We start from the raw sequence: 14,358 nt of genomic DNA, 5'->3' as shown, positions 1-14,358 counted from the left end.
TACAATATTAAGATAACTTGCCACAATTAAAGTGTAATGGAACGCAAATGGAGTGCCGTCTGAACGTCCGGTGGATCGCTGCTGCGCCGTATAACCGAACGTTCGACCGCTGCCTTGCGGGCCCATGGGACGGAAGGGCTCCGGTGACGGGGTGCTTCCGCTTTTATTTGAAACGATAAGAATGTGAACGGTACCGTCCTTGTCAAAGGACCTGAGGGTGAAATGCCCCTCAGCTTACATTGCGTACATTACTCCGTTACATGGATGAATATAAGTTATGGACTGACAGGATGAACTGAAAATTTAGAAAATTAGTGAGGTGGAGCAATTGCCGGGTTTTAAAGATTTAGGAGTATCTGAAGTGCTGATGGATCTGCTCAAGGGGCAGGGCATCGTGAAGCCGACGCCGGTGCAGGAAGAGGCGATTCCGCCGCTGGTGCAGGGTCTAGATGTGATCGCACGTGCGAAGACGGGAACGGGGAAGACGCTGGCTTTTCTGCTGCCGATTATGGACAAGATCCGGGTTGAGGCCGCTTATCCGCAGGCGCTGATTCTGGCACCGACGCGTGAGCTGGCGCTGCAGATTACCGAAGAGGCGCGCAAGCTGGCCCGTCACACGGGTGTGAAGATTCTGGCCGTCTACGGCGGGCAGGATGTGGAGAAGCAGCTGCGCAAGCTGGAAGGCGGCAGACATCTGATCATCGGTACACCGGGACGGCTGCTGGATCACCTCCGCCGGGAGACCCTGGACCTTAGCGGCGTGAAGATGCTGGTGCTGGATGAAGCGGACCAGATGCTTCATATGGGCTTCCTGGAGGATGTGGAGACGATCATTACGGCTGTGCCTTACCGCCGCCAGACGATGCTGTTCTCCGCGACGATGCCGGACCCGATCAAACGGCTGGCAGCGAACTATATGAAGGAGCCGCTGGATGTCATTATCAAGAGCGGCTCGCCGATTCCTCTGGACAATATCCGCCAGCAGGTGGTGGAATGCTCTGACCGCAACAAGGAGGAGGCGCTGATCTCCCTGATCGAGCGCGACCGTCCTTACCTGGCGATCATCTTCTGCCGGACGAAGCGCCGGGCCATCAAGCTGAACGAGGCGCTGCAGGCGGCCGGGTATGATTGTGACGAGCTGCACGGCGATCTGTCTCAGGGCAAGCGCGAAGCCGTCATGAAACGGTTCCGTGACGCCAAGCTCCAATTGCTGGTGGCTACGGATGTGGCGGCACGGGGTCTGGATGTTGAAGGGGTCACCCATATCTTCAACTATGATCTTCCGCTGGATGCGGACAGCTATATTCACCGGATTGGCCGCACCGGCCGCGCCGGAGGCAAGGGCCTCGCGATCACGTTCGCTTCGCCGCGTGAGCGCGCCGGGCTCGAATTGATCGAGCACGGCATCTCCCAGCGGCTGGACCGCCGCCGGTACGAGAAGGATGAATTCGGCGTAGGCGAATTCACCTCCGTGCAAGGCGGCGGCTCGCCGCGCGGGCGGCAGAGCGCGGCGCCTGAAGCGGCGCGCGCCGGCCGTGGCGGCCGCGGGCAGGGCCGCAGCGGCGGTGCGCCGCGCGGCGAAGCCGCAGGGCGTCCGGGCGGGCGCGGACGCGGCGGCAAAGACGCAGGCGGCTGGGGCGCGCCTGCGGAAGGCGGCGGCCGCAGCCGGAAGGACGCGGCCGGAGGCGGCAAGCGCAGCGCGTACAGCGCCGCTGCGGCGCCGAAGGGCGACTCCGCCGGGCAAGGCGCGGCGAAGAAGCCGAGACCTGGCGGCGGCTACGGCGCCTTCGCCAGCGGTGGCGACAGCGCACCAGCCAGCGGCTATGCTGCGGGTGCAGGTGCGGGTGCCGCAGCCGGGCGCGGCGGCAAGGGCGGCGCTGCGCGGGGCGGTTCCGCCAGAGGCAACGCCTCCCAGGGCGGGCCGAGCAGCGGCTACAGCACCAACGTATCCCGGGGCGCAGAAGCTGGCGGCTTCAGCTACGGCGCTTCGAAGGGTGCCGGCTCCGGGGCCGGGTATAATCCCGGCGGCGCGAAGTCGAGCCCGAAATTCCGGGCGCATGTAGCGCGCAGCAACGATGCGGGCGGCTATAACGCCTCCGCTCCCAAAGGCGGCTCACGCGGCGGCTCTAAGGGCGGTAAGGGCGGCTTCAGCTCGGGCGGACGCAGCAGCGGCGGGAATTCATCGCGGGGCGGGCGCAGTGGAGGCTCCGGCGGCGGTGCACGCGGCGGACGCGGCTCCTCCAGATAAAGGCGCTTTACATGCATAGCTAATCCTTGTTACCATAGGGCCGTTGGCGTAACAGCCAATGACTCTATGGTAATATTTATTTACTGAAACCTTTTGGCTACCAGGCCTGTCTAATAGATACCGCCAGAAAGATTCGGGCAGGTATTCGGGTACAAGTATAAATAGAGAGATAAAGAATGTAACCTGCACTTTTGATCAGGCGGGGTTCTGCCGAATTCAGGAGTGCGGGGGTACACAACGTTTAGGAGGATTACACAGCATGTCCAAAACCGCTAAAATTGTCATTCTACTCATCGTCGTCATTGCGGTCGGCTGGGGAATCGGGAAGTACACGGCACCGTCCGCTTCCCAGGAGAACGAAACCAATATAAATGCAGGCACAGATCTGGGAGCCGAGGGGCCGGAGGCAGCGCCTGAAGCTTCGGCAGTGCCGGAGCCTACGGATCAGCCAGCTCCTGGCGGTTCAGGCAATGGCACATCCGGGAACAATGCTGCGCAGATGGTGGTAGCCGAGCCGGAGAGCATCACGGTTATGGTTAATAAGCAGTACAGCCTGCCTGATCAGTATAAGCCTGCCGATCTGGTCTACCCGGACGTACCTTTTATCTTCTCGGAGAAGATTGAGAAGCGGATGCTGCGGCGTGAAGCGGCTGCGGCGCTGGAGGAGATGTTCGCGGGGGCGAAGGCGGACGGGGTCTATCTGGCCGGTGTATCCGGCTACCGTTCGGAATCGACCCAGAGACGGCTGTTCGATAACTATGTCGCCAGAGACGGCGAAGAGAAGGCCCGGACTTACAGCGCCATGCCGGGACACAGCGAGCATCAGACGGGGCTGGCCATTGACCTGTCCGGCAGAGACGGCAAGTGTGCGGCGGAGAGCTGCTTTGCAGGAACGAAGGAAGCGGAGTGGCTTGCCGCCCATGCCGCTGAATACGGCTATATTATCCGGTTCCTTGAAGGCAAGGAGGCGATTACCGGGTACAAGTATGAGCCTTGGCATGTCCGTTATGTAGGCAAGGAGATTGCGGCTTCCATAGCCGAAAGAGGGATTACACTCGAGGAATATTATGACGCCGTCCCGGTGTCGAATTAACCCTACACTATGATCAGGCGGTCCCGCGATTTGCGGGGCCGTTTGTGTGTCTGTACGGCTGGGTGTATCTCCGCATTGGGCATACCTGGACACTAACGGAACACTAATGTTGGGAACTATATGCCATGATGATACGAGTCACAGGAAATAAGTGGATTTCATCCACCTGCTACGGCGCGATTGAGCGTTCCTCGGGCAGCAGTTGGATCATGAGCACTTAATGAATCAATATTCAGCAAAAGTACCCAAACTCCACAAATTAGATGCTGTTTTTCCACTTGCTTCCGGCCAATCGTCTGAAACCGGGAAAATAAGATACGTTTATCTACTTGCTTGCTTCTGAGGCGGGTAGTGGCTCGTTCAGCAGCATGGTTCACCCCCGGAAACGCTGGTTAAGTAGTGGGAAACCGCACACTATGAAATGGGAGGCGTTCTGGATGTCTGAACATAATCATGTGGTGAGTAAGGACGGCAGTGTGACCATGAACCGGGTAACGGAGGCGCTGGACCGGATCGATCCGGGGCAGAAGGAGATGATTCTGGACAATTTCGGGCAGTTCAAGGCGTATTTAGGAAAGCGCATTCAACTGGCGCAAAAAATCGGCCTCAGCGAGGAACAGCTGGCGCTGGCCGCCGAGAAAATCGCCGATTATCTGGCAGCGTACGAGGAGCCCCGCAATAGCGAAGAGAAGCTGCTGCTGGAATTGTGGAAGGCCGGGAACAAGGAGGAGCGCCACCGGTTGGCGCATATGCTGGTGAAGATGGTGCAGCACTAAAAGTAGCGGTACCACTGGCAACTCAAGCAATACAAGCACGGCAAGCAGCATGACTCCCTGAAACAGTAACAACGTTGCTCCATCCCATCCTATAAAAGTAAAGTAAATCAGGCGGTTCCGTGATACTTGCGGTGCTGCCTATTTGCTGTGCAGGAAACAATTGACCCAGCAACCTAATGACCACCCTCAATCTCCTATCCCTGATCTTATTCTGTACGTTCCTTGCCTCTTATGTGTTAAAGCTTGTAATTCTCAACAGAAAGAACATCCATAGCTGAGCCGTATCTTGTGAACTTGCTTGGGCGGCATTATAATCTTCCGGTTGTGAATTATATCGGTGTGGGTATAGTTAGTATAGGGTGTGCGGTATTCATTCTTGCCATGGCAGCGATGAGCACTTCCTGGAGAGTAGGAATTGATAAGTCCACAACAACCAGACTGGTGACCCGCGGGGTGTATAAGGTTAGCCGGAACGCTGCTTTTGTCGGCTTCGATCTGATGTTCGCAGGTCTTTATCTTATGTATCCGAGCTGGCTGACGCTGGTTATTCTAGTGTTGAATGTTGCTGCTATTCATCTGCTGATTCTGCAGGAGGAGAAGCATTTGCGTCTTGTCTTTGGCGAAGAATACAGATCCTACAGCAGCAGGACGCCAAGATATCTCTGAAGACTCTATAATCCAACCCATTGGAGTTGCTCTCATATGAAATTAAGCATTCTCGATCAATCCCCGGTATCGGTGGGAAGCACTCCGGCAGAGGCGCTCCGGCAGACGGCCCTGCTTGCCCGTGAAGCGGAGCGGCTCGGCTATCACCGCTTCTGGGTCGCGGAGCATCATGCTGCGCCGGGCCTCGCCAGCTCCAGCCCGGAAGTGCTGATGGCGCATCTCGCTGCGGTAACCTCAGCGATCCGCATCGGCTCGGGAGCGGTGCTGCTCCCGCATTACAGTGCGTTCAAGGTCGCGGAGAATTTCCGCGTCCTGGAGGCGCTCTATCCCGGGCGGATCGATCTCGGGATAGGGAGAGCGGCAGGCGGCGGTGCCCTGGCCGCCAAAGCAGTACAGGATACCCGTGTGACTATTGACGACGTTGACCGGTACGAGCAGCAGATTCAGGAGCTGATAGCCTATCTCTATGAAACAGAGGGCGGAGCATCCCCGCAGCGCTATGCCGGATTGCGGGCAACGCCTGCAGTAGACTCAGCACCGGAAATCTGGCTGCTGGGCTCCAGCCGGGAGAGTGCGGCGCTCTCGGCCCGGCTGGGAACCGGTTATGCCTTCGCCCGGTTCATTGCCGGGAATGGGGGAGCGGGAGCGGTGCATGAGTACCAGGACAGCTTCGCGCCATCCGTGGCCGCTGCATCGCCGAAGCCGCTGCTTGCGGTGTTCGCCGTCTGTGCAGAGACATCGGCCGAAGCAGACCGGCTGGCTGCCAGTATGGATCTCTCACTGGTTAGCCTGGAGAGGGAACACCTCTCTTCCCCGACCCCGTCCGTAGAGACTGCGCTGAACTATACATATACCCCTTACGACCGTTTCACCATTACGGATAACCGGAAGCGGATGGTCATAGGCTCGCCTGCTGAAGTCAGGGAGCAGCTCCAGCTGCTGGCGGAAGAATACCGCTGCGGGGAGCTGATGATTTCTTCGCATATCCATGAGTTCAGGGACAAGCTGCAATCCATCCGGCTCATCGCCGAAGCCTGCGGGCTGCAGCGCAGGGCATAGCCTTTGCCGCTGGAATTTGGTTTTGGCTGCGAATAGGGTAGAATGAAGAGGTTACTTATATAAAGCGCACTTAAGAACTGGGCATACAGCCGAAAGGAAGCGAAGCAGAGATGTCGATTTATAGTTTTGCAGGAGTGACGCCTTCGGGTACAGAAGTGCCGTTTAAGGACTATGAGGGCAAGGTGCTGCTGATCGCCAATACCGCCAGCAAGTGCGGACTGACCCCGCAATACGGAGATTTGCAGAAGCTGTACGAACAGTACGGGGACCAGGGGCTGGTGGTGCTGGGCTTTCCGTGTAACCAGTTCGCCGGTCAGGAGCCGGGCACAAGCGAGGAAGCGGAGTCCTTTTGCCAGATTAACTATGGGGTTACGTTCCCGGTGTTCGCCAAGGTCGATGTGAATGGTCCGGAGGCGAGCCTGCTGTTTCAATATTTGAAGGGCCAGCAGCCGGGTGACGGCGAGAGCAGTGATATCCAGTGGAACTTCACGAAGTTCCTGGTTGACCGCAGCGGCAATGTGGCGGCCCGTGTCGAGCCTAAGGAATCACCGGAGAGCATGAAGGGACTTATCGTATCCATGCTGTAATGAGGCTGAAATCATCCGCTCTGAAGGCTGGAGCCAGGCTATACGTGTTCTCCCGGATAGTGGTGCAGATGCGCCCGGTCCGGGAGTTTTCTATAATGTATGAAAATTATCCTTGAATCTTTTCAGAGACCCTGTATTCTTTGAAGAGAAATGCTTCGCCTGACTACATGAATCGCATACAGGAAGCAAGAATGCAGGATAATAACGGCAGGAGGGTTACATAACGGCATGAGGTTAATTACAGAGGTAGCATCGGCAGCGGGGATCAAGGAGGAGCATCTGGAACTGTACGGCAAATATAAAAGCAAGCTGGCGCCCTCGCTCTGGGCAGAGCTGAAGCACAAACCGGACGGCAAGCTGGTTCTGGTGACCGCGATGAATCCTACACCGGCAGGTGAGGGCAAGACGCTGACGACCATCGGGCTCGCCCAAGCGATGAATGCAGCGGGTGTACGGACGGTAGCAGCGCTGCGTGAACCCTCGCTTGGTCCCTGTCTGGGGATGAAGGGCGGAGCGACCGGGGGCGGCAAGGCGCAGATCGTTCCGGCAGATGAGATTAACCTGCATTTTACGGGGGATATCCATGCGGTGACGTCAGCACATAACCTGCTCTCGGCGATGATCGACAATCATATGTTCCAGGGCAACAGCCTGGGGCTTGATCCACAGCGAATCGTCTGGAAAAGGGTCATGGATATGAATGACCGCAGCCTGCGGAATATCGTGACCGGCATTGGGGACGGCAACGGAACTGTGCGGGAGAGCGGTTTTCAGATTACAACAGCCTCCGAGATTATGGCCGTGCTGTGCCTATGCAGCGACCTTGCGGATCTGAAGCAGCGGCTCAGCCGCATTCTGGTCGGGTATGACCATGCGGGTCAGCCGGTAACCGCACAGGCGATTGGAGCCGTGGAGGCGATGACTGCGCTGCTGAAGGAGGCGGTGAAGCCGAATCTGGTCCAGACGCTGGAAGGAACCCCGGTCATTGTACATGGCGGCCCGTTCGCTAATATTGCCCACGGCTGCAGCAGTGTAATCGGAACCCGCTACGCACTGAAGCTGGGCGATGTGGTGGTGACGGAGGCAGGCTTCGGCGCAGATCTGGGCGCGGAGAAATTCATGGACATCAAATGCCGCCAGGCCGGGCTGACACCTTCGGCTGCTGTTCTGGTGGTGACGGTGAAGTCGCTGAAATACAACGGCGGCGTCCGCAAGGAAGAGCTGTATGAGGGCAACCGGGCGGCGCTGCTCTCCGGAATGTCCAATATGGAGCGGCATATTGAGAATCTGCGCAAGTTCGGCGTGCCTGTGCTGGTGGCGCTGAATCATTTTGAAGGGGATGCCCCTGCTGAAGTGAATGAGGTGCTGGAAGCCTGCGGGCGGCTGGGTGTACCTGCTGCCGTATCCAAGGTATGGGCGGAGGGAAGCGCGGGTGGACAGGAGCTGGCGAAGGAGCTGATGAAGCTGCTGGACCGGGAAGAGCCTGTGAATTATGCGCCGCTGTATGAAGACCAACTGGATATCCCGTCGAAAATCAACCGCATCGTCACGGAGATCTACCGTGGTGCGGGAGTAGCCTTCTCTCCGGCAGCCAAGCGCAGTCTCGCTGTCATTGACCGGCTGGGCCTGCATCATCTTCAGGTCTGCATGGCCAAAACCCCGTATTCCTTCTCGGATCAGCCCCGGCTGCTCGGAGCCCCGGAAGGCTTCACCATGGGCATTCGGGACATCACTCTGTCCCTCGGGGCGGGATTCGCTGTAGTGATCACCGGCAACATGGTCACGATGCCGGGTCTCCCCGCCAAGCCTGCGGCAGAAAGCCTGTTGGTGGACGAGGATGGCGTAATCTCGGGTCTGGAATAAGACAGCATCAGCTAACAGTTGTAGTTTGGCCTCACTTTACCGCAGATATGCTGCGGAGGGTGAGGCTTTTTTGTATGCCAAAACAAACATGTCTTTCAAGGCACAACCCCAGCATGAAAATGAGCAGCGCGCCTAAAAACAGAACGATCACAATTGGACCGGGCGCGCCGCGTAGGCCAAATTTCCTCCTGCTGTTTCCTGCTCCTGGCAGACATAATGCCCCTCCTCCGGGGGAAACTAAGCCAAGGTTGAAGAGTGCAGCGGCGGTACAAATGGAGTGGATGATGCGGTGAAACTCCAAAGTTATTAAAATTTGAAATTGTGAACAATGTGAGAAAAATCACAATAACCCTTGCAATGTGATAAATATCACAATATAATCAGTGTATAAAGTGAAAACAATCACAAATGTAAAGTTGTATAAACGCAGTCAGTACAGCACTTTTTTACAGACGCAATCACAAGCCCTACTAAATAAGCTTTTCAACTTGGAGGAGGAAGAAATCATGAAAGTAGCAGTTATTGGATGTACCCACGCCGGAACGGCCGCCATTGTAAATACCGCACAGTTATACCCGGATGCACAGATTACGGTGTACGAGCGCAACGATAATATCTCATTCCTGTCTTGCGGCATAGCCTTATACGTTGGCGGTGTGGTCAAGGACCCGCAGGGACTATTCTATTCCTCCCCGGAACAGCTTGCCGCCCTGGGTGTGCTGACGAAGATGCGTCATGAGGTAATCAACATTGACACCGCCCGCCGGACCCTGAAGGCCCGCAACCTCGTCACCGGCGAGGAAATGGAAGATACTTATGACAAACTAATTATGACAACAGGTTCATGGCCGATTGTGCCTAAGCTCGAAGGAATAGAGATGGAGGGCATCCTGCTCTCGAAGAACTACAATCACTCCAACACCATTATCGAAGAAGCGCAGAAGGTGAAAAGAATTACTGTGGTCGGTGCCGGATATATCGGGGTCGAGCTGGTGGAAGCTTTTCAGATGAATGGCAAGGAAGTTACGCTGATTGATGGGGAAGACCGCATCCTGAGCAAATATCTCGATGAAGAGTTCACCGCACCGATCCAGCAGTCGCTTGAGGATCACGGCATTAAGCTGGCGCTGGGCGAGAAGGTCGCCTCCTTCGCTGGTGAGAACGGCAGAGTGACCAAGGTGATTACGAGCAAGGGTGAGCATGAGACGGATCTGGTGATTCTCTGCATTGGCTTCCGTCCGAATACAGAGCTGCTGAAGGGTCAAGTGGATATGCTGCCGAACGGCGCGATTATGGTTAACGATTATATGCAGACCAGCCTGCCGGATGTCTATGCTGCCGGTGACAGCTGCGCGATTCATTACAATCCAACGGGTAAACATGCATACATCCCGCTGGCCACCAACGCTGTGCGTATGGGAACGCTGGTTGCCCGCAATCTGGTCTCGAACACGATCCCTTACATGGGTACACAAGGAACATCGGGCATCAAGATCTACGAGGACAATATTGCCGGAACCGGACTGACTGAAGAGGCTGCTGCAGCCGAGGGAATGGATACGGAGAGCGTGATGCTGATCGACAACTACCGTCCGGAGTTCATGCCGACCTTCGAGCAGGTTCAGGTAAAAGTGGTCTTTGACCGTGCCACCCGCCGCATTCTGGGCGCGCAGATTATGTCCAAGATGGATCTGACGCAGTCGATCAATACCGTATCGGTCTGCATCCAGAATAAGATGACCGTGGACCAGCTGGCCTTCATCGACTTCTTTTTCCAGCCGCATTACAACAAGCCTTGGAATTTCCTGAATACCGCAGGCCTTCAGGCTCTGCCGAAACCGGCTGCCGTCAAAGAACCTGTACACGTATAAGAGCTGAATATTTTGCCGGAGCCCGCTTAGGGCTCTTTTTTTGTGAACTCTCGATGCAATGGCAGCGGGAATGAAAAAATTTTCCGTACAGCCAGCTTTTGTGGTAAATTTGACATGTCAGTGAAAACTTTCACGTGGTTTTTATGATAGTGACTTTTATCACGTAAATGTGATTGTGATCACGTTACAATGGCATAAAGGAACAAATTTTAAGTAATTAGAAGGGGATAGGAATCATGGCTTATAACAAACCGCAGGGAATCGCTGAGGTCACGGTAGAGAACGGAGTGAAGAAGGCGCATAATCCGCTCAGCACTGTACTTATTCTTGGTTTCTTGGGAGGAGCGTTTATCGCGCTCGGATTTTTGCTGGATATTCGTGTCATTGCCGGTGCGCCTGCCGAGTGGGGGTCCATTGCCAACTTCATCGGGGCTGCGGTATTCCCGGTCGGACTGATCCTGGTGCTGCTTGCGGGCGGGGAACTGCTGACAGGGAATATGATGGCGGTGCCGCTGGCTTTTATTGCGAAGAAGATTTCGTTCTGGGAAGTCATTAAGAACCTCGTGCTGATCACACTCAGCAACCTGGCGGGTGCCTTATTCGTCGCTTATTTCTTCGGTCACATCGTTGGTCTTACATCAGATGGCGTGTATCTGGAGAAGCTGGTAAGTATGGCGGAGCATAAGATCGATGCTACGTTCCTGCAGGCTTTTATCTCCGGGATCGGCTGTAACTGGCTCGTAGCGCTGGCGGTATGGCTGTCGTACGGGGCAGACAATTTCAGCGGCAAAATCCTCGGTATCTGGTTCCCGACCATGGCATTTGTAGCCATCGGCTTCCAGCACGTTGTAGCTAACATGTTCCTTATCCCTGCTGCGATCTTCGAAGGACATTTCACCTGGGGCCAGTATGTGGCCAACTTCGTTCCGGTCTGGCTGGGCAATCTGACGGGCGGCGCAATCTTCGTGGCTGCGGCGTACTGGATGGCTTATCTGCGCAAGGAGCCGGGTGCTGTGAGCCCAGCCGCAGGCGTACCTGCTGCTGGATTGAAGAAACACGCTTAATCTACAGATTTTGACCCGGTGTGAATCACATCGCTGGTCTGTAACATAGCTTGGCCTAAGCACTTCCTGCTTCTCGGCACCCTGCATCAAGGGATTCGTAGAGACAGGGAGTGTTTTTGTATCGGGGACAGCAGGATCATCCTCCGGACAAAACAAAATTCACCGTGCAATCCGATTCGGGGGAACGAAATCGGATCTCACGGTGAATAAAATAGGGAGTGTTTCATATGGATCATTACCCCGGCTTCCGGGGAACGAATCAGTGCGGGCAAGGTATTTTTCTTTACGTGTGAAAGAGCGGGGAATAGAATATACATATCGCTGCCGGCGGAGAGGCAGGATTGATTTTCAATAGGATAATTCCCTGGTTTCCCGCGATACAGCATTAACGCGTATGCTTGCCCCGCCCCCTGTTTTGGGATGATACTGGATGGATTAATGACAGCTATGTTACAGGGGATGACAGACAAGATATGAGATTCATGCAGGCCTATCCGAAGGAAATTAAAGTATTCTTGATTGCCAGTCTTATTAATGCTACCGGCAGTGCGCTGATGTGGCCGCTGGTTACAATGTATGTATTCGATGAACTGGGACGCAGCATGAAGGACGCGGGAATTGTTCTGCTGGTGCAGTCACTTGGCGGAATTGCCGGACAGCTGCTGGGCGGTTCGTTGTACCATAAGGTAGGGGTCAACCGTCTGATTGTCGGCGCTCTGGCCATGAACGCCCTGACGCTGTTTGCGCTCCCGTGGGCGAGCGGAAGCTGGAGCGTATTCATAATCGTCATGGGTCTGATGGGATTGTTCAACTCCCTCTCCCTCCCGGCGATCCAGGCCTTTATCGGTTTCCGGTTCGCGGAGCAGCGCGCAGAGCTGTTCAATATCATCTATGTTGCCAATAATATAGGGGTAGCCCTCGGAACCGCGCTGAGCGGCTTCCTGGGCAATTATATGCTTAGCTTTGTGCTCAACGGGGTGACCTCGGCCGTATTTGCCGGATTCTTCTTCGTCTATCTGCGTAAGGTAGGGACGGCACCGGCTCATAGCACAGTATCGAAAAAGCAACCGCAGCATGAATTATCGGGCTGGAGACTCCTCGGCCATATACGGATCTATCTGTTCATGGCGGTGGGCTCGATGTTCCTGCTGATCGGCAATTCGATCTGGAACAGCGGAGTCTCGCCGTTCATTATCTCGGAAGGCTGGTCGAAGCAGCTATACGGCTTCCTCTGGACGCTGAACGGCGTGCTGATCTTCGCGGCGCAGCCGCTGGTCAGCCTGATCAAGCGCGGGTTCGCGCAGACGTCAACCGCGCAGATGACAGCAAGCGCCGTCTTTTACCTGGGCGGGTATGCTGTAATTCTGTTTATGCCAAGCTATCCGGGGATGCTGCTGGGTATGGTGCTGGCTACCCTTGGGGAGATGCTGATCTCTCCGGCGATGCCTTCCTTCATCTCGGAGCATGCCCAGCGCAGCGCGCCGTTCTATCTCGGACTGAGCGGCGGAATTGGCGCAATCGGCCGTGTCATCGGGCCTTATCTGATGGGTGTTCAGTTCGACAGGGGCGGTCTTGCGCCAACCGGCTGGCTGGCTTGCGGCATGGCTGTGCTGTCCGTAGGATTCTTCGCGCTCCACGCCTATATGAACCGTTCCGCTGTACAGCTTGAGCGCAGGACTGCATAATCGTTCATGCTGCAAATAATCCTTTTACTAACTGCTTAGTAAGGCAAGGGGTGTATAATAATGCAACCAATTAACAGAGATGCTGCACTGCTTATCCGGCCCTCCGAAATCAAGGATGCCCGTGAGCTGATCGTGCTCGATAATATGATCTGGACGGAGAATACAACCCCGGGTCCACTGATGTGGCGTTCTCGGGAGGACTATCTGCTGCATGCGCCGCCCGGCTCCCAGCTTGTCGCCTTGCAGGACGGGGAGCTATGCGGTTATGTCGGCTTCGGCTGTCCCAGCGGGATGGAGAGCAACCGCCATGTATGCGAGGTGAATATCGCTGTGCACCCGCGCTTTCAGCGGCTGGGTGTAGGCAGCCGATTGATCGCGGAGATCAAGCGCCATGCCGCGAAGCATGGCATCCGCAAGCTGCGGCTGCGTGTGCTCTCCTGCAATACACCGGCGCTCCAGTTCTACCGCAAATGCGGATTCGAGGAAGAGGGACGGCTGCGGGAGGAGTTCTACTTAAGCGGACGTTATGTGGATGAAGTATTCATGAGCTGCAGGCTGACGGGAGGAGAAGGGGATGGAGAGTGAAGTGAAGATGAAAGTCGTTTCGCTTAATGTAGGCAAGCCGAAGACGGTAGAGTACCGCGGTAAGCCGCTGGATACCGGAATCTACAAGCTGCCGGTAGCCGGTCCGCTTGCACTTCGGGTGGGTGGGTTCACCGGAGACGGGCAAGCGGATCTGGTCAATCATGGAGGCCCTGACAAGGCAGTCTGCGTCTATCCGGTGGAGCATTATGCCCACTGGGAGGAGTGGCTTGGCCGGAAACTGGAGGTTTCCGCCTTCGGCGAGAATATCACGGCGCGCGGACTGCTGGAGACCGAGGTGTGCATCGGGGATGTTTTTGAGATCGGTACAGCACTGCTGGAGGTCAGCCAGCCGCGCTTCCCGTGCTTCAAGCTCACGCAGAAGCATGGACCTGCGGATATGCCGGCCCAGGTGTTGTCTACCGGTTACAGCGGCTTCTACCTCCGCGTGCTGCGCGAAGGCAGCCTTGCGGCCGGGGACCGGATCGTGAAGCTTGCGAGCGGTGCAGGCCGTATCCCGGTGAGGCAGGTTCTGTACTCGATGGAGCATGGGCGCAAGGACCATACGGGCCTTGCGGAGCTGGCCGGACTGGAGAGCCTTGCGGCCGGCCTCCGGGAGCGGTTCCAGAGATGGCTGGATGCGGCGGAGGGCTAGGACGGGTAAGGGCAAGGGGGGGAGGGGAGTAGGCAGAGCAGCTAGGAGAGCTGGGCCACCTGCTCTGCCCTGCAAAGTAAACAAATGGAAAATCGTATCTTAATCCGCCGACTTCAAGCAAATAACCGCAAACAAGTGGAAAAAGTCCAACTATATAAATTGAACTAAAATATTAAAGTTAAAGGAAAAGTGGCGGAGGGGAATTTTGG

The 14,358-nt window shown here is 56.0% G+C and carries 12 protein-coding genes; all 12 read left to right on the top strand.

Annotated elements, in window-relative coordinates; genetic code table 11:
* Positions 1–367: 367 nt before the first annotated feature.
* The 12 genes from MKY86_RS29475 to MKY86_RS29420 all read left to right on the top strand — a co-directional run bounded on the left by MKY86_RS29475 (position 368) and on the right by MKY86_RS29420 (position 14,149).
* Complete coding sequence (locus MKY86_RS29475; protein WP_083685399.1) at positions 368–2,248, top strand: DEAD/DEAH box helicase; 1,881 nt, start codon at positions 368–370, stop codon at positions 2,246–2,248.
* 259 nt (positions 2,249–2,507) lie between these two features.
* Positions 2,508–3,341 (top strand): M15 family metallopeptidase, encoded by an 834-nt coding sequence (locus tag MKY86_RS29470; RefSeq protein WP_036726142.1) that lies wholly within the window; start codon positions 2,508–2,510, stop codon positions 3,339–3,341.
* Positions 3,342–3,778: 437 nt separating this feature from the next.
* Positions 3,779–4,117, top strand: coding sequence for a DUF3243 domain-containing protein (locus MKY86_RS29465; protein WP_076080903.1), 339 nt, complete (start codon positions 3,779–3,781; stop codon positions 4,115–4,117).
* A gap of 288 nt (positions 4,118–4,405) precedes the next feature.
* Entirely contained in the window at positions 4,406–4,783 is a 378-nt protein-coding gene (locus MKY86_RS29460) for a methyltransferase family protein (protein ID WP_340827658.1), read from the top strand.
* 36 nt (positions 4,784–4,819) lie between these two features.
* A complete protein-coding gene (locus MKY86_RS29455; protein WP_076080901.1) occupies positions 4,820–5,842 on the top strand; it encodes an LLM class flavin-dependent oxidoreductase in 1,023 nt (340 codons plus the stop codon).
* Between the two features lie 110 nt (positions 5,843–5,952).
* On the top strand, positions 5,953–6,429 hold the full coding sequence (locus MKY86_RS29450) for a glutathione peroxidase (protein ID WP_076080899.1): 477 nt from the start codon (positions 5,953–5,955) through the stop codon (positions 6,427–6,429).
* Positions 6,430–6,657: 228 nt separating this feature from the next.
* Positions 6,658–8,292: a formate--tetrahydrofolate ligase gene (locus MKY86_RS29445; protein WP_076080897.1), complete on the top strand. Its 1,635-nt coding sequence runs from the start codon at positions 6,658–6,660 to the stop codon at positions 8,290–8,292.
* A gap of 506 nt (positions 8,293–8,798) precedes the next feature.
* Positions 8,799–10,163, top strand: a complete 1,365-nt coding sequence (locus tag MKY86_RS29440) for an FAD-dependent oxidoreductase (protein ID WP_076080895.1) — start codon at positions 8,799–8,801, stop codon at positions 10,161–10,163.
* A 236-nt stretch (positions 10,164–10,399) separates the two neighbouring features.
* The gene (locus MKY86_RS29435; RefSeq protein WP_076080893.1) at positions 10,400–11,227 is read left to right on the top strand and encodes a formate/nitrite transporter family protein; all 828 of its coding nucleotides are present in this window, start codon (positions 10,400–10,402) and stop codon (positions 11,225–11,227) included.
* Positions 11,228–11,700: 473 nt separating this feature from the next.
* A complete protein-coding gene (locus tag MKY86_RS29430; protein WP_076080891.1) occupies positions 11,701–12,912 on the top strand; it encodes an MFS transporter in 1,212 nt (403 codons plus the stop codon).
* A 60-nt stretch (positions 12,913–12,972) separates the two neighbouring features.
* The gene (locus tag MKY86_RS29425) at positions 12,973–13,497 is read left to right on the top strand and encodes a GNAT family N-acetyltransferase (protein WP_076080889.1); all 525 of its coding nucleotides are present in this window, start codon (positions 12,973–12,975) and stop codon (positions 13,495–13,497) included.
* The gene (locus tag MKY86_RS29420; protein ID WP_340827657.1) at positions 13,487–14,149 is read left to right on the top strand and encodes an MOSC domain-containing protein; all 663 of its coding nucleotides are present in this window, start codon (positions 13,487–13,489) and stop codon (positions 14,147–14,149) included. The genes MKY86_RS29425 and MKY86_RS29420 overlap by 11 nt, the downstream gene beginning before the upstream one ends.
* Positions 14,150–14,358 lie beyond the last annotated feature (209 nt).

The sequence above is a fragment of the Paenibacillus sp. FSL R7-0333 genome, from assembly GCF_038000365.1.
Lineage (GTDB): Bacteria > Bacillota > Bacilli > Paenibacillales > Paenibacillaceae > Paenibacillus_AQ > Paenibacillus_AQ silagei.
This window is presented reverse-complemented; position numbering and strand designations above follow the sequence as displayed.